This is a genomic window from Mucilaginibacter pallidiroseus (assembly GCF_007846085.1).
Classification (GTDB): Bacteria; Bacteroidota; Bacteroidia; order Sphingobacteriales; family Sphingobacteriaceae; genus Mucilaginibacter; species Mucilaginibacter pallidiroseus.
On sequence record NZ_VOEJ01000006.1, the window covers coordinates 227,784 to 242,792 of the forward strand.

Genomic DNA, 15,009 nt, shown 5'->3' on the forward strand with positions numbered 1-15,009 from the left:
GCCATGTTTATTATCAACCTCGAATACATTGTTCCGCTGGCCGACTTAGATAAACACATGGAAGCACATGTAGCTTATCTGAAAAAATATTACGCTGCAGATGTGTTTATAATGAGCGGCCGCAAAGTGCCGCGTACAGGTGGCGTGATCATAGCCCAGGCTAAATCAAAAGAGCTGATGGAAATGATTATTGCCGAAGATCCTTTTCATCAACACAAACTGGCTAAGTTCACAATTACAGAGTTTTTGGCCTCGCAATCTCACCCCGTCCTAAAGAACCTTATAAAGAAGTAAGCGTTTACTATTTTTTGTTACAGCAGCTGATAATTATATTGCATTATGGAACAATATGACAGCCGCGTAGATGCTTATATAGGTAAGTGTGCGGAGTTCGCGCAACCAATTTTAAGACACCTTCGTGAGTTGGTACATCGCGCTTCGCCGCAGATTACCGAGACTATGAAATGGAGTGCACCCTTCTTTGAATATAAGGGAATACTTTGCCACATGATGGGTTTTAAACAGCACTGCGGCTTCGGTTTTTGGAAAGCCGACTTACTGCCCGATCCGCACCAAATATTGCAGATTGGCGGAGGCGAAGCCGCCGGGAGCATTGGCCGCATAACAAGCCTTGCCGACCTACCCGACGATGATATCCTGATATGGTATATTCGTGAAGCGATGGCTATTAAAGATATGGAATTGCCCAAAAGCCCCGCCAGGAAGGCCATAGTACCAAAACCAAAGCCAATATCAATTAACGAACCTCCGCAGTACCTTGCCGACTTACTTGATCAGCAGCCAGAGGCAAAAGCGTACTTCTATAAATTTAGCCCCTCACAGCAAAAAGAATACATTACCTGGTTCGAGGATGCCAAAACAGATGCTACCCGCCAAAAGCGGCTTACAGAAGGCCTGCAATGGATAAGTGAAGGCAAAACGAGGCATTGGAAGTACAAGTAATAAATAAACAATAATTCAACTCCCCCTTCAGGGAGGTGGGGGAGTTGGCCTAAAACTCCAACGGACCTAACCTGCGCATGTTTTTACGAATTAAGTACTGCCTGTGCTTTAAGTAAGTTGTTGGCTTGGTGGCCGACCATTTGCGCGGGCTCGGAAAAATCACAGCAATAGCTGCACTTTGCCTTACAGTTAGCTTAGCGGCCGGTGTATTAAAATACGCCTGAGATGCAGCTTCGATGCCGTAAATGCCATCGCCCATTTCAATTACATTCAGGTAAATTTCCATAATGCGCTTTTTGGTCCAAAAGGTTTCTATTAGTATGGTAAACCAAGCCTCAAAACCTTTGCGCAACAACGAACGACCTGGCCATAAAAAAACATTTTTGGCCGTTTGCTGGGTAATGGTACTGCCGCCGATCAGCTTTTTACTTTTAGAGTTTTTTTCGATAGCTTTTTCGATTGCACGGAAGTCAAACCCGTGGTTCTCCAGGAACGATTGATCTTCTGCGGCAACGGCGGCTCGTTTCATTGGGTCGGCAATCTCGTCAAAGTCAACCCACTTTTTGTCTATCTTCCAGTCTTTGCCGTCGGCTTTACGTTCAAAGCCTCGTATCACCATGAGCCAGGTAAAGGGCGGGTTTACGTATTTAAAAAGTATTACACCAAACAGGCTCAGGGCAACAAAGGCAATCACTGCGAGTTTTACAATACGCAGTATTAACCTAACAATGCCGTTTTTAAAAAGCCCGCTTTTATTACCGCGTTTTTTACTGCTCTGTACTTTCCTTGCCATCTACTTTAACGTAAGTGCAAAATAAAAAAGCTGTTTGGCATAAACCAAACAGCTTTTTAAAAAGGCTCTTTATCAGAGCATATAAATTAATTACTCAGCTACTACTTCAAAAGGTACCTGAACTTTAACTTCTTTGTGTAAGTTGATGTTAGCAACATACTCGCCCAGGAATTTAGGCTCCTGATCAAAAGTAATGCGGCGACGGTCAACCTCAAAGCCTTCTTTTTTCAATGCATCAGCTACCTGTATGGTATTGATAGCACCAAATATTTTACCGGTTTCACCAGCTTTCGCACCAATAGTAAGCTTAACGCCTTCTAATTTAGCAGCAACTGCATCAGCATCTTTACGGATTTTCTCTTGTTTAAACTGAGCTTGTTTAATGTTTTCAGCTAAAACTTTACGTGCGCTTTCAGTAGCTAATATTGCGTAACCTTTAGGGATAAGAAAGTTGCGGCCATAACCTGGCTTTACATTCACTACATCGTCTTTATCGCCGAGGTTTTTTACGTCTTGTTTTAAAATAACTTCCATTTGTTTACCTCCTTGATTATTTTAATGAGTCTGTAACATAAGGTAATAAACCGATGTGGCGTGCGCGTTTAACCGCTTGGGCCACTTTACGCTGAAACTTCAAAGAAGTACCTGTTAAACGGCGTGGTAATACTTTACCCTGGTCGTTAACAAACTTTAAAAGGAAGTTTGCGTCTTTGTAATCGATATACTTAATACCATTCTTTTTAAAACGGCAGTATTTTTTACGGTTATCCTCCACTTTTGGAGCGGTAACGTATTTAATTTGGTCGTTTGCCATTAGTTGTTTTCCTCCACTTTAGCTGCAGGTTTTTTGTTAAAAGCACCGCTGCGTTTTTTGTCGTTGTAAGCAATGGCATGTTTGTCCAATGCGATGGTTAAGAAACGCAGAACGCGCTCATCACGTCTGAAAGCAATTTCCAGTTTGTTAATTAAATCACCCGGAGCCTTGTATTCAGTTAAGTGATAGTACCCTGTAGTTTTCTTTTGGATTGGGTACGCTAATTTTCTCAAACCCCAATTATCCTCTTGGACAATTTCGGCTCCGCCATCAGTAAGTACTTTTGTGAATTTGGCAATTGCCTCTTTCGCAACGTCTTCTGATAACAACGGGGTTAGAACGATCACGGTTTCGTACTGTTGCATTATTATTTTGATTTTTAATTAATTACCCGGTATATCGGGGCTGCAAATGTACAAAGTGTTTTTGTATTTATCAAGCCGTAAATTATTGTAATTTGTAGGCATCAAACTTTATTACACAATATGAAAAAACCTTTGCTACTGCTGCTATTTGTTTTTGCAACTTACCCGTTGTTTGCACAGCGTACAGTTGGCCCTGTTGAGCAAAAGCTTACCGATAACTTATGTGCTTGTTTAAATAAGCTTGACATGGGCAAAATTGCCAACAAGCAGGAAGCCGAACAGGCCTTTATGGATTGCTTTATGGGGCAAATGGACCTGGCTGAGGATTTGGCAAAGGAGCGGGGAATTGAACTTACTGATAAGGCAGAGATGCATAAAGTAGGTGTTGACGTGGGCAAAAACCTCTTAAATCAAAAATGCGAAAGCTTCCTGAAACTGGCTGTTAAAATGGCCGCAAAAGATAACGCTGGCGAGGCGTGGTCAATATCTAGGGGGGTGTTTAAAAGGGTAGATAAAAGCGGCTATACATATCTTGTAATAAGCGAAGGCGGCAGCGAGAAAACTTATTTATGGCTAAGGCAGTTTCCTGGATCGGAAGCGTTTATGGGTGCTGCAACCAAGCTTGTGGGCAAAAAGGTAAAAATTACCTGGCTAAATATGGAAGTTTATCTGCCATCGGCAAAGGGATACTATCAGCTAAAGGAAATCAAGCAGGTTGATATCTTGTGATCCAAACACGCGATCAGCTTTTTTGCTTGAACGCAAAACTTATTAAGCTGTTAAACGTCTTTTTTAGTAAAAACAAATAGGCTATGCTATCAGAAAATAATAACCAGCCAGATCAGTCGGACGATTTATCTGATGACCTGAATCTTAACGATCATGACACACCAGCCGGGCTGGGCGGCCCTTTGGAAGGTGCATGGGATGATGAGGACGATGACGACTTTGATGACCAGATGGAAACCCGTAACGACCTCAACGAAATACGTGTAGGAGACGATCTTGGCGAGCCCGACCCGGAAGATGACGACCATCTGCCGGATGATGATTTGCAATAGACTCTGGCACTTCAAATTACACACAATTGGCATTAAGGGTTTCAGGTAAAGCAATTTCTTGTTACCTTTATGCCTGTGGATAATTTCATAGTTTCGGCTCGTAAATACCGCCCGGCAACGTTCGAAACCGTTGTAGGCCAGCAACATATCACCAATACGTTAAAAAACGCTATTAGGAATAATCAGCTGGCGCAGGCGTTTTTGTTCTGCGGGCCGCGTGGGGTTGGTAAAACAACTTGCGCACGTATCCTGGCAAAAACCATTAATTGCACCAATCTGCAACCCAATGGCGAGGCCTGTGGCGAGTGCGATAGCTGCCGGGCTTTCCAAAACGGTAATTCCTTTAATGTACATGAGCTTGATGCGGCATCAAACAACTCGGTTGATGATATCCGCAGTCTTATAGAGCAGGTGCGTATACCACCGCAAGCTGCCCGTTACAAGGTTTATATCATAGATGAGGTGCACATGCTGTCGCAGGCGGCGTTTAACGCTTTTCTGAAAACGCTTGAGGAGCCACCTAACTACGCTATATTTATATTAGCCACTACCGAGAAGCACAAAATACTTCCAACTATTTTATCCCGTTGCCAGATATTTGATTTTAACCGTATCAGGGTAGAGGATATGGCCGGGCACCTGGCCAATATTGCCTATAAAGAAAACATTAAGTATGAAGATGACGGCCTGCACATTATTGCTCAAAAAGCTGACGGTGGTTTAAGGGACGCTTTATCAATGTTTGACCAGATAGTGAGCTTTAGCGGTGCAAACGTTACATACCGTGCGGTTATTGACAATCTCAACATACTCGATTACGATTATTACTTTAATGTAACTGCAAAGCTATTGGCTGAAGATAGCGCCGCTACGCTTTTGCTGTTCGATGAAATACTTTCAAAAGGTTTTGACGGGGCACATTTTATATCCGGTCTGTCCGAGCATTTGCGCAACCTGCTTGTTGGTAAGGATGCATCGACCATAAAACTGCTCGAGGTTAGCGAAACCATCAAGTCCAAATACTTGCAGCAATCGCAGGCTGCGTCGGTATCATTCCTGTTATCGGCAATGAATATTGCCAACCAGTGCGATCTCAATTATAAGCTAAGTAAAAATCAGCGTTTACAGGTTGAGCTTGCTTTGCTTAAAATGAGCCACCTGCAATCGGTATTTGATATGGCTTCGGCCCCTGTGCAACAGGTAGCTGCCCCAGACGGGGAGCTAAAAAAAAAACCTGATACCACAGTAAATCAGTCTCAAAACCCGCCTGCAGATGCTGTTTCGGTTATGCGGGATGCGCCTGTAAGCTATAATACCGCCAAAGCAACACCGCCTTTACAAAGCCAAGGTGCTGCACCTGCTAAAGTAGATACCGCGCCCGCGCAAGCGGCCGTTGCGGAAAAGGCTCGGGTGTTTATACCCAACTTGCATGCATCGGCGTCATCAATAAAAATACCGTCGTTAAAGGAGCTTACCAAGAAGGTTGAAGAAGCTGCGCAAGAGGAGGAAGACCCTTATTTAAAGGGCAGTGATAAGGAAGCCTTTACTGTAGATCAGTTCTTGCAACTTTGGAACAACTTCGGCGTTAAGCTAAAGGCCGAAGGTAAAGCAGCAGGCTTATACACCATATTTACATCTATAAAGCCCATTGCCGTCGGTCCCGAAACTTTTGAGGTTGTTGTTTCAACCAAAGTGCAGGAAGCTGCATTCAGGGACATTCGGCCGGAGCTGCATAACTTTTTACGCAGCAGTCTCCGCAATTTTACCGTGGAAGTAAATTCGAAAGTAGAAGAAACTAATACTGTGCGTAAACCCTACACCTCAATGGAGAAGTTTCAGTACCTGGCCGCAAAAAATCCAAGCCTTATTGAACTGAAGAACAAGTTTAACCTGGATTTCGATTAGGGTAATCGTGCTGAACTTGTTTCAGCATCCCACGGGCATAGCAAACGGATATGATAAGATGCCGATATATATCGGCATGAGCTTATTGCGTTTTGATTATTACGCGCCGTCAAATAGGTCATGCTGAACTTGTTTCAGCATCCCACGGGCATAGCAATCGGGTATGATGAGATGCCGATATGCATCGGCATGACTTAGTTTTGTTGATTGATACCAATATTCAATATCGTCGTGCTGAACTTGTTTCAGCATCCCAAGTGCATTTAAGACGGATATGATGAGATGCCGATATGCATCGGCATGACCGCTTGGCTTTAAACAAAAGGAGGCGCTTACAAAGCGCCTCCTTTTGTTTATGCAACGTCGTTAGGTTTATCGTTGATAGGGTAACCTTCTTCGTCAAGGTCGTCGCGGTCATCTTCCGGTGTATGAGCAAGGGCCTCATCACGCGGGTCAAGCTCTACTATTTTTCCACTGTCAATGTGCATTCCCAATGATTCCGCATCGGTTTCAAGCGATCTGCCGGTATCAAACTCGCCTTTTACATCATATGGGTTGGCTTCATCATAGGTCGAATCAAAGTCCTCGCCGTTTTTTGCACTGGTATCATATGGATCTGGATGGTCATAATCCTCGTCTTCGCCTTTAACATCCAATTCGTAGCTGTCAAGCTCTTCGTTGTAGTTTAGGTTATCATTATCAAGATTGTCGTTGGTTTCGGTTGAGTTATCAAGATCTTCCGGATCAATGCTTAACTCGTGGTCTTTATCAGTTGCCATAGGTTTTTGTTTTGTATAGTTGTTATACATTAAAAACCCTGCCACATCACTTTGTTTTACAAAAGATTTTTTAACCCGTGTTAGTAATGGATTTGCTTGCCTGCCGAGGTATAGCCGCCTAATGCAAATTTTACGCCGATGCTGTATTGGATAAATTTATCCTTACTGCGCCCCGCGTTAAAGCCGTCAACATTATCGCCAAATACATAATTGTATTGTGCGCCAAGGTCAATTTTGGTTGATGGTTCGTTATACTGGTTAAATATTTTTATTTCGTAGCCTAATCGTACCGGGATATATAACTCGCTCGATTTATCCTCGCCGCCTGTATAATAGCCGTAATGGTTTGGATCCGTAGACGTACGGTTCACATCGCGTATATCATTTACTATATAGCCAAAGCCCGATGACAGGTAGATGTTTTTGGCAAAGTTCATCAATTGGCTGCCCGAGTAATCAATTAACTCCCCTGCCTGCAGTTGGCCCCTAAATACAATGGTTTTATAGATGTTTTTAAAATACCTGCCCGATTCGCTCTCTGGCTTGCCACCTTCCATGCTTCCAGCCTGTATTTCTACAACGTAGTTTACAAAGGGGCTGTGGTTATAAGTAAAATTTACAAATGCGGCCGGCGTGGTTTTAATGCTTTCGGCATCACCAATAACGCGATTAGCCACAGCGCCCAGCCCAAAATCGTACTGTGCGTAATTGAAGCCCAACTGCGCCTTTGATACGGTTGATATGAAACACATCAGTAATATAAGCAAGGGTGTTTTATAAAGCAACTTTATCATATTGGGCAATAAGTATTGTAAATGGCAGGTGTAAATTTCTATAAAAATAACATCAAAGTTTTAAAAACCAACTGTCTGCCGGTATTTATTATGTTTACGGCCTGGTGCCAGCGCGTGTTTAACTTTTCTTTAATTATTATTGGTAAACCACTAAGCCATTTTATTTTTTTAAGTTGGCGGCGTTTTACCTTACAAAATATTTTTATGTAAGTTTGAAACCGTTAAAACTGAAATAACCACAAAAACAGGTATGTCAAAAATTAAAGTACAAAACCCGGTAGTTGAACTGGATGGCGATGAAATGACACGCATCATCTGGAAATTCATAAAAGATAAATTGATTGTTCCTTACCTCGACCTTGATATTAAATATTACGATTTAGGTATCGAGTATCGTGATGAAACTGATGATCAGGTAACTGTTGATGCTGCAAACGCTATTTTACAATATGGTGTAGGTATTAAATGTGCTACCATCACACCAGATGAACAACGCGTAGAGGAGTTTGGCCTTAAACAAATGTGGAGATCGCCAAATGGTACTATCCGTAACATACTTGACGGTACTGTATTTCGTGAGCCTATTGTAATGAGCAATGTGCCGCGTTTAGTACCAAACTGGACAGCCCCAATCTGCATTGGCCGCCACGCTTTTGGCGACCAGTACCGCGCTACCGACTTTGTAACTAAAGGTAAAGGTAAATTAACCGTTAAGTTTACGCCCGAAGATGGCGGCCCGGAGCAATCGTTCGAGGTGTTTAACTTTAAAGGTGATGGTGTTGCTTTAACAATGTACAACACTGATGAGTCTATCAAAGGTTTTGCCCATGCTTGCTTTAACCAGGCGTTGATGAAAGGCTGGCCGTTATACCTGTCAACAAAAAACACCATCCTTAAAAAATATGATGGTCGTTTCAAAGATATCTTTGAAGAGATCTATCAAAACGATTACAAAGCTAAGTTTGATGAAGCCGGTATTATTTATGAGCACCGCCTTATTGATGACATGGTTGCATCGGCCCTTAAATGGAACGGTAACTTTGTTTGGGCTTGTAAAAACTACGATGGCGACGTACAGAGCGATACCGTAGCACAAGGTTTTGGTTCATTAGGTTTAATGACATCTACCTTGGTTACACCAGATGGTAACGTAATGGAAGCCGAAGCTGCGCACGGTACCGTAACACGCCACTACCGCGAGCACCAGGCGGGCCGCCCAACATCTACCAACCCAATTGCATCTATATTTGCATGGACACGTGGTTTAGAGTTCCGCGGTAAGTTGGACAACAACCAGGAACTGATTGATTTTTGCCATACCCTTGAGCAGGTTTGTATCGAAACTGTTGAAAGCGGCAAAATGACCAAAGATTTGGCTATCACCATTAAACCTAAGGTTGAGCACGGTACCGATTACCTGTACACCGAAGAGTTTTTGGAAGCGATTGACGAAAACTTGAAAGCAAAATTGGGTAAATAATTTTTGCCTTAATACTTTTAACAAAGCCCGGTTTGCTTAGCATGCCGGGCTTTTGTTTTGAAGGTAATTTACATTATGGATAAAATATTGGCAGATTTGCATATTTTTAGGATAAAATACTACTAACCCGTGCGCCACTACCTTTCACTCATTTTATTGTTTTTGCCGCCATTATTTTTTATAGTATTACTAATTGCATTGGGTAAACAAAGCAACATTCATTTTGATACAGAATTCCCCTATCTACCCTGGCAATTTGTCTTAATGGGCGTGTTTGGCATTATAGCTACTGCTGGCGGTGTTTTAGACTGGCGTTACCATCGTAACCCGCTCAACATGAAAATACCCAAAAAAGAGCGAGATGCCGAAGCCGCAGCACTGGGCCTGGGTGGGATACCCATGTTTTTATTAATGTGGTTTGCTATGGTCAGTTCATCGCCTAAAATATATCTCATACCCATACTATTGGTACTTATCTACACCGTTGTCGCTATTTGTTATGATGAGTTTGTGTTTCATATAAAACGCTGTACTAAAATTGAAAATATTTATCATCGTATGTTGGTTTTGGGTAACGGTATTGCATGGCTTTGTTGGTTTAATTATATCTATGGATAGATGTATTATCAAACACTCATTAAAAAAAGCAGCGCACACTTAAGCACGCTACCCATAAGCAGCCAAACCAAAATCAGCACTAACGTTTTCAGTTCCGGCGCCTTGTGGATGCATCAAAGGCTTAATGAAATAACTAGCTCAAACAGGGGATTGTTGACAAATATTAATTTTGCTTTCTATGGACTACTTAAATATTCTATAAGTCTTGCGCTTTGTATTGCATCTGCAATCCTATTTTATAAACTGCATCCTCTGTTTATTCCGTTGTGTGTAATTGTGTTTTATTTGGCCGAAGTTCAATTTCTTTTTTTATTTCCGCTGATATTAGAAGGTGTGCAAACACCAATATTAACAAGCATTAAACAGACTTATAAAACAGGTATTATAAAATGTGCAGCCAATATTTTGCCTATTGGTGCCTATATGCTTTTTGGCCTGTTCAACAAAAAAGCACCACTTAAAAATTGGTATATAGGATGCATGTGCGTTTTGATATGGTATAACGATGAGGTTAGAAGTAGGCTATAATCATCCATTTGAAGTGCGTGAATACAAATTCAACACCAGGGGTTTAACCAATATTGATATTCTCTTTATATCTGACTTACATCTTAATGGATACTGCGGTAGGCTTATTGAATCATTAATCAATAAGGTACGCAGGTTAAACCCCCATATAGTGCTTTTGGGTGGCGATTATGTTGATACTAAGAGCGGATTGGAGTTGCTTTCACAATTACTTAACGGCATTGCTGTTGGCCGCCATGTATTAGCCATTGCAGGAAATCATGATTACTTTTTTGGATTGAAAAGAATATGGCAGGTAATGACAGATTATGGCGTAAACTGGATTGAAAAGCATCACGCTGTAATTAATATCAATGGTTTTAATATACGGGTAAACGGAAATATATCTGAAATAGCTATCCCGAAATGCGATATAAACATCCTGTTATTACATAAACCAATTGATGAAAAGTTATTTGCAGGTGCTTATGATATTGTTTTTGCCGGACATTTGCATGGATGCCAGGCTGTTTTTTGGGAAACAGAAAAAGGATTATATCCGGGCCGCTACATATACAAATGGAATGTAAAACATGTGATAACCGACAATTTCATCTACTTAATTAGCAAAGGTATTGGAGATACGCTGCCAATACGTTATAACTGCAAAAAAGATATTATTTTAGTTAACACAATCTAACCCTTAAAAACGAAGATGAAAATAACCTTTGCAATAATTTTAGCCTCTGTTTACGGATTAATTATCAGGTTAATGTTTGGTTTTTTGAGCGATGTGCTGGAGATAATGAGCATATCTTTTTTGTTTATTTTACCATCGTTAATAGGCTTCTTAACTATTATTTTACTCCCTTTACGTGCTGTAAAGAACCGGACCAGGGCCTTTTTTTTACCCTGGTTAACCTCGCTGCTGCTATTTATTATCACGGTTCTATTTTCTGTTGAAGGGGTAATTTGCTGGGTAATGGTTTATCCGTTTTTTTCAACAATGGCGGGTATAGATGGAATAATAGCTTATCAGTTCAAATCAAATAAGCTAAAAAAGGGTACAGACAATCCGAAGCTTAAACTATCATTATTGGCTATTTTGCCTCTATTTGCAGGTTTGCTTGAGCGCGATGCGAGTTCCGCCACAAGCCAATATCAGTTAAGCCGGTCTGTAGTTATTGAAGCGTCAACGGTGGCCGTTTGGAATAAGATAACCCATATCAGGTTAATAAGCAGCAATGAAAATCGTTCGTTATTTACCGATGTTGTAGGTTTTCCACGGCATACAAGTACGGTTATTGATACCCTTATTGCCGGCGGCCATCGTAAAGCCATGTTTGAAAAGGGGCTGTATTTTGACGAGGTGATAACAGAGCTTAAGCCTCTTCAACTGCTAACCGTTGCCATAAAAGCCTAGCCTGAGAAAATACCACCCAATGTACTTGATGAACACGTAGTTGTCGGCGGCAGGCATATAAGCATATTGAATGATTCATACCAATTAACCAAATTGCCCGGCAACAAGTGTATTTTGAAGTTAAAAAGTACCTATACCATTAGTACTCCGTTTAATTGGTATGCTGAATTTTGGGCCAATATTGTAATCAGTGATATCTTGAAAAGTGAATTAACATTAATTAGAAACAGAGCAATAAGTAAAAATATATAAGCCGTTGCAATTGCTTTAAAATACGAGAGTTAAGCTGATAGCAAATTTAAAAACCGTAATTATAGCTGTTGAAAAAAGTATAACTTAGCCGCCAATTAGCACTCTTATACAATTAAGCAGGTGCAATATTTATCTTAAAATACAACATCAGTCATGTCTGCACTATATCCATTGAAATTTAAAACCATATTTAAGGATAAAATATGGGGTGGTCATAAAATTGAAAGCTACCTGCACAAAAATATTGGCGATTTGCCAAACTGCGGCGAAACCTGGGAAATTTCAGGTGTACCGTCTGACGTATCAGTAGTTGACGGTGGCGAGTTGCAGGGCCAGTCGTTAGATAAATTGCTTGAGCAGTTTAAAGGCGAATTAGTTGGCGAAAAGGTTTACAATCACTTTGGTAATACCTTCCCGCTGCTTGTAAAGTTTATTGATGCCAATGATGACCTGAGCGTGCAGGTGCACCCGAATGATGAACTGGCTAAAAAACGCCATAACTCTTTTGGTAAAACCGAGATGTGGTATGTAATCGAAGCCGACAAAGGGGCTACGCTGATTTCGGGCTTTAACCAGGAAATGACAGAGGAAAAATATGTTGAAGCGCTTAACAGCGGACACATCATGGATATCCTTAACCGCGAGGACGTAAGCGCAGGAGATGTTTATTTTTTACCTGCCGGCCGCGTACACACCATCGGTAAAGGCTTGCTGATTGCCGAGATCCAGCAAACATCTGACATTACCTATCGCATTTATGATTTTGACCGCGTAGATGACAAGGGCAACAAGCGCGAACTGCATACAGAGGAAGCCCTGGCCGCTATTGATTACAAACATTACGACGAGTACAAAACACCATACGAAGCTAAGAAGGACGAAACGGTACACGTAGTATCATGCCCATACTTCACAACCAACGTAATGGATTTTACTCATAGCACTAACAAGGATTATTCGACGCTCGACTCGTTCGTGATACATGTTTGTGTTGACGGCGAATACACCATTAAACATGATGGAAATGCATACCCTGTTAAAATGGGAGAGTGTATACTGCTTCCAACAACCATCGAAAAAATTGAGCTTGAAACCACTAATGGCTTTAAGATACTGGAAAGCTATATAGAATAACAATTAATAAGGCTTATAAACAAGAAACCGCCCTGCATAATAGCCGGGCGGTTTTCCTGCTTTATTAGTACCCCAAGTACCAATATATTGTACTAACTGTTAATAGTATTACTTAGTTGTATTGCACCATTTCAATATCGCCGTTTAACGAATTGAAAATGTTTGTTAAATGAGTGGTGTTGATTGGCTTCATGATGTAATCTTTAAGCGTAGGATTAATCTTAGCCCGTTGAATATCATTCAAATCAACCGATGAGCTTACCATATAAACCGGGATATTTTTTCCCAAACGGGGTTTAATTTCCTCGAAGCTACGCGTAAATTCCCAGCCATTCATTACCGGCATATTGATGTCTACAAAAATTACATCGGGCAATTTGTCACCATTTTCAGGATTGGATAAGAAATTAATTGCTTCCTGGCCATTGATAAATTGCATTGTAGGGCTAAATAAGCCCGTAATTTCCATTAATTTAGTTATTCCGAACGTAAATATCCTATCATCATCAATCACACACGCGGTAACCGCTCTGGGCTCACTATTCATAAATTGTTATTAAAATGTACTAACATAATAGTAAATTTTGTGCCGTTATTAAGTGTGCTTTCTACATTTATCGATCCACCCAGCGCTTCAACTTGGTTACGGGTAATAAACAGACCAATGCCTTTTGCGTCTTTATGTTGATGAAATGTTTTGTACATGCCAAAGATATCTTCGCCGTGACGCTTGAGGTCAATGCCCAGACCATTATCCTGAAAAGTTAGGAACACTTTGTTATTTTCAATAAAGGACTTGATCACTATCACAGGCTTACGTTTGGGGTGCTGATACTTTATAGCATTGGTTATCATGTTATGAAAAATGCTCTCCAAATATGCGGGTATGTAGGCTATTTGCTGGCACCGGCTAAAATCGGCGTCGATAACAGCTTCGGATTGCTGTATGTTGGCGCTTAAGCCGCGCATGCTGTTGGTGAGCATATCAACAAACTTCACATCCTTCAGGCCCATCTGTATGTCTGACTGTATGCGCACCACCTCGTCCAGGTGCGACATGGTTGCGCTTAAACTGCCGCTTATTGTTTTTATGTGTCCAAAGATCTCATCCCGGTCTTCGGTAAGATCGTTCTCATACAAGTCAACCATAAACGCAAGGTTTCCTGCGTGCGACCGCAGGTTATGCGAAACCATGTAAGCGAAGTTTTGCAATCGTTTATTTTTATCGTCGAGCATATTAATGGACGATTGCATATTCAAGCCGCGCTTCTTAATTGCGTCGATATTCTGAAATATGCCACGTAGTAATATACAATGGCCAAAATCATCAACAATGGGCACACATTTGCTGCGTACCCAAATCACGTTATTTCGGGCGGTGCGAAAGAGTACCTCAATATCAAAGCTCTTGCAAAGATTAATAGCATCCTCAACCGCGTTGGCAACAACGCTGCGATGGTTCGGTTCAAAAAAGCTTATTGCCTCGTCAAGCGTTATAGGGGTACCGTCTTCCAGTTCAAAAATTCGGTACACATCTGTTGTTAGAAGTACTTGCCTGTTGGTCACGTCAAGTTCCCATCCGCCAATTTTGGCTATACGCCCGGTTTCTGTATCTATAAAGTTTTTACGTTCGGTATTTAGCCGGGTTAGTTTATCAGCGTTGATGTTAGTTAGCATCCCATAATAAAGCGATGTGTCTTTGCTATCGCTTTTATACGCTATACTTTTAAACCACTGGTAACCGCCGTTTTTTGTAAGTAGCCTTATTTCGCTGCTAACCGGCGACGTGCTGTTTTCGGTGTTGGTTTTTAAAAATGCATTTTTATCTGCATAGTACAGAATATTCTCAAAAAAATTAGTGTGTGTGCATTCAAGTTCGCCCACCTCATAGCCAAGCATGGTATAAAACCCGTTACTCCAGGTGGTTTTTTTGTTAATAGCATTATACTCCCACAATCCACTGGAAATTTTATCAATTAGGCGTGTAAAATGACCTAAGCTTGCTTCAGTAAATTCGGTGCCGTTTTTAAAACTCATTTACTTCGAAATTTCGTTCATTTTTTATAACCGCCTATTCTGTAAATAGTATGCCAAACCCGAATTACTGTGATTAATACAACA

18 protein-coding genes are annotated in these 15,009 nt (G+C 41.2%); 10 read left to right on the forward strand and 8 right to left on the reverse strand.

All coding sequences use genetic code 11. The features are described 5' to 3' along the window. The first annotated feature begins 3 nt into the window (after positions 1-3). Both FPZ43_RS13770 and FPZ43_RS13775 read left to right on the forward strand, forming a co-directional pair. On the forward strand, positions 4-294 hold the full coding sequence (locus tag FPZ43_RS13770) for a YciI family protein (RefSeq protein WP_146382503.1): 291 nt from the start codon (positions 4-6) through the stop codon (positions 292-294). 45 nt (positions 295-339) lie between these two features. After that, positions 340-963 (forward strand): YdeI/OmpD-associated family protein, encoded by a 624-nt coding sequence (locus FPZ43_RS13775; protein ID WP_146382504.1) that lies wholly within the window; start codon positions 340-342, stop codon positions 961-963. Positions 964-1,012: 49 nt separating this feature from the next. Here the strand turns inward: FPZ43_RS13775 and mtgA are convergent, their stop codons facing one another. The 4 genes from mtgA to rpsF form a co-directional block, all read right to left on the reverse strand. Then, the gene (mtgA, locus tag FPZ43_RS13780; RefSeq protein ID WP_186461840.1) at positions 1,013-1,756 is read right to left on the reverse strand and encodes a monofunctional biosynthetic peptidoglycan transglycosylase; all 744 of its coding nucleotides are present in this window, start codon (positions 1,754-1,756) and stop codon (positions 1,013-1,015) included. A gap of 90 nt (positions 1,757-1,846) precedes the next feature. Continuing rightward, positions 1,847-2,290 carry a 50S ribosomal protein L9 gene (gene rplI / locus FPZ43_RS13785; protein ID WP_146382505.1) on the reverse strand — a complete coding sequence of 148 codons (444 nt, stop codon included), beginning with the start codon at positions 2,288-2,290 and terminating at the stop codon, positions 1,847-1,849. Between the two features lie 16 nt (positions 2,291-2,306). Continuing rightward, positions 2,307-2,570, reverse strand: a complete 264-nt coding sequence (rpsR, locus tag FPZ43_RS13790) for a 30S ribosomal protein S18 (protein ID WP_095705209.1) — start codon at positions 2,568-2,570, stop codon at positions 2,307-2,309. Beyond that, positions 2,570-2,935 (reverse strand): 30S ribosomal protein S6, encoded by a 366-nt coding sequence (gene rpsF / locus FPZ43_RS13795; protein ID WP_146382506.1) that lies wholly within the window; start codon positions 2,933-2,935, stop codon positions 2,570-2,572. Before rpsF ends, rpsR begins: the two co-directional genes overlap by 1 nt. A 120-nt stretch (positions 2,936-3,055) precedes the next feature. Here rpsF and FPZ43_RS13800 point away from each other — a divergent pair, with 120 nt between their 5' ends. The 3 genes from FPZ43_RS13800 to FPZ43_RS13810 all read left to right on the forward strand — a co-directional run bounded on the left by FPZ43_RS13800 (position 3,056) and on the right by FPZ43_RS13810 (position 5,901). Further along, entirely contained in the window at positions 3,056-3,664 is a 609-nt protein-coding gene (locus tag FPZ43_RS13800) for a hypothetical protein (protein WP_146382507.1), read from the forward strand. An 83-nt stretch (positions 3,665-3,747) separates the two neighbouring features. Next, the gene (locus FPZ43_RS13805) at positions 3,748-3,996 is read left to right on the forward strand and encodes a hypothetical protein (protein ID WP_146382508.1); all 249 of its coding nucleotides are present in this window, start codon (positions 3,748-3,750) and stop codon (positions 3,994-3,996) included. A 75-nt stretch (positions 3,997-4,071) separates the two neighbouring features. Next, entirely contained in the window at positions 4,072-5,901 is a 1,830-nt protein-coding gene (locus FPZ43_RS13810) for a DNA polymerase III subunit gamma/tau (protein WP_146382509.1), read from the forward strand. 353 nt (positions 5,902-6,254) lie between these two features. On the opposite strand, the gene FPZ43_RS13815 is transcribed toward FPZ43_RS13810, so the two are convergent. Next, on the reverse strand, positions 6,255-6,680 hold the full coding sequence (locus tag FPZ43_RS13815; RefSeq protein ID WP_146382510.1) for a hypothetical protein: 426 nt from the start codon (positions 6,678-6,680) through the stop codon (positions 6,255-6,257). A gap of 80 nt (positions 6,681-6,760) precedes the next feature. Further along, entirely contained in the window at positions 6,761-7,474 is a 714-nt protein-coding gene (locus FPZ43_RS13820; RefSeq protein ID WP_146382511.1) for a hypothetical protein, read from the reverse strand. 250 nt (positions 7,475-7,724) lie between these two features. Here FPZ43_RS13820 and FPZ43_RS13825 point away from each other — a divergent pair, with 250 nt between their 5' ends. The 5 genes from FPZ43_RS13825 to FPZ43_RS13845 all read left to right on the forward strand — a co-directional run bounded on the left by FPZ43_RS13825 (position 7,725) and on the right by FPZ43_RS13845 (position 12,888). Continuing rightward, positions 7,725-8,954, forward strand: a complete 1,230-nt coding sequence (locus FPZ43_RS13825) for an NADP-dependent isocitrate dehydrogenase (RefSeq protein ID WP_146382512.1) — start codon at positions 7,725-7,727, stop codon at positions 8,952-8,954. Positions 8,955-9,083: 129 nt separating this feature from the next. Then, positions 9,084-9,572, forward strand: coding sequence for a hypothetical protein (locus tag FPZ43_RS13830; protein ID WP_186461841.1), 489 nt, complete (start codon positions 9,084-9,086; stop codon positions 9,570-9,572). A 505-nt stretch (positions 9,573-10,077) separates the two neighbouring features. Next, positions 10,078-10,779, forward strand: a complete 702-nt coding sequence (locus FPZ43_RS13835) for a metallophosphoesterase (protein WP_146382513.1) — start codon at positions 10,078-10,080, stop codon at positions 10,777-10,779. Between the two features lie 15 nt (positions 10,780-10,794). Beyond that, positions 10,795-11,502, forward strand: coding sequence for a hypothetical protein (locus FPZ43_RS13840; protein ID WP_146382514.1), 708 nt, complete (start codon positions 10,795-10,797; stop codon positions 11,500-11,502). A gap of 405 nt (positions 11,503-11,907) precedes the next feature. Continuing rightward, positions 11,908-12,888, forward strand: coding sequence for a type I phosphomannose isomerase catalytic subunit (locus tag FPZ43_RS13845; RefSeq protein WP_146382515.1), 981 nt, complete (start codon positions 11,908-11,910; stop codon positions 12,886-12,888). Positions 12,889-13,000: 112 nt separating this feature from the next. Here the strand turns inward: FPZ43_RS13845 and FPZ43_RS13850 are convergent, their stop codons facing one another. After that, positions 13,001-13,435: a response regulator gene (locus FPZ43_RS13850; protein WP_146382516.1), complete on the reverse strand. Its 435-nt coding sequence runs from the start codon at positions 13,433-13,435 to the stop codon at positions 13,001-13,003. After that, positions 13,432-14,925 (reverse strand): PAS domain-containing sensor histidine kinase, encoded by a 1,494-nt coding sequence (locus tag FPZ43_RS13855; RefSeq protein WP_146382517.1) that lies wholly within the window; start codon positions 14,923-14,925, stop codon positions 13,432-13,434. The genes FPZ43_RS13850 and FPZ43_RS13855 overlap by 4 nt, the downstream gene beginning before the upstream one ends. Positions 14,926-15,009: the final 84 nt, after the last annotated feature.

Coding starts and splice junctions, on each gene's coding strand:
- rpsF (WP_146382506.1), bottom strand. CDS start 2,935: ATGCAACAGTACGAAACCGTGATCGTTCTAACCCCGTTGTTATCAGAA.
- rpsR (WP_095705209.1), bottom strand. CDS start 2,570: ATGGCAAACGACCAAATTAAATACGTTACCGCTCCAAAAGTGGAGGAT.
- FPZ43_RS13800 (WP_146382507.1), top strand. CDS start 3,056: ATGAAAAAACCTTTGCTACTGCTGCTATTTGTTTTTGCAACTTACCCG.
- FPZ43_RS13855 (WP_146382517.1), bottom strand. CDS start 14,925: ATGAGTTTTAAAAACGGCACCGAATTTACTGAAGCAAGCTTAGGTCAT.
- FPZ43_RS13845 (WP_146382515.1), top strand. CDS start 11,908: ATGTCTGCACTATATCCATTGAAATTTAAAACCATATTTAAGGATAAA.
- FPZ43_RS13850 (WP_146382516.1), bottom strand. CDS start 13,435: ATGAATAGTGAGCCCAGAGCGGTTACCGCGTGTGTGATTGATGATGAT.
- FPZ43_RS13825 (WP_146382512.1), top strand. CDS start 7,725: ATGTCAAAAATTAAAGTACAAAACCCGGTAGTTGAACTGGATGGCGAT.
- FPZ43_RS13815 (WP_146382510.1), bottom strand. CDS start 6,680: ATGGCAACTGATAAAGACCACGAGTTAAGCATTGATCCGGAAGATCTT.
- FPZ43_RS13840 (WP_146382514.1), top strand. CDS start 10,795: ATGAAAATAACCTTTGCAATAATTTTAGCCTCTGTTTACGGATTAATT.
- FPZ43_RS13835 (WP_146382513.1), top strand. CDS start 10,078: ATGAGGTTAGAAGTAGGCTATAATCATCCATTTGAAGTGCGTGAATAC.
- FPZ43_RS13820 (WP_146382511.1), bottom strand. CDS start 7,474: ATGATAAAGTTGCTTTATAAAACACCCTTGCTTATATTACTGATGTGT.
- mtgA (WP_186461840.1), bottom strand. CDS start 1,756: ATGGCAAGGAAAGTACAGAGCAGTAAAAAACGCGGTAATAAAAGCGGG.
- FPZ43_RS13775 (WP_146382504.1), top strand. CDS start 340: ATGGAACAATATGACAGCCGCGTAGATGCTTATATAGGTAAGTGTGCG.
- rplI (WP_146382505.1), bottom strand. CDS start 2,290: ATGGAAGTTATTTTAAAACAAGACGTAAAAAACCTCGGCGATAAAGAC.
- FPZ43_RS13805 (WP_146382508.1), top strand. CDS start 3,748: ATGCTATCAGAAAATAATAACCAGCCAGATCAGTCGGACGATTTATCT.
- FPZ43_RS13770 (WP_146382503.1), top strand. CDS start 4: ATGTTTATTATCAACCTCGAATACATTGTTCCGCTGGCCGACTTAGAT.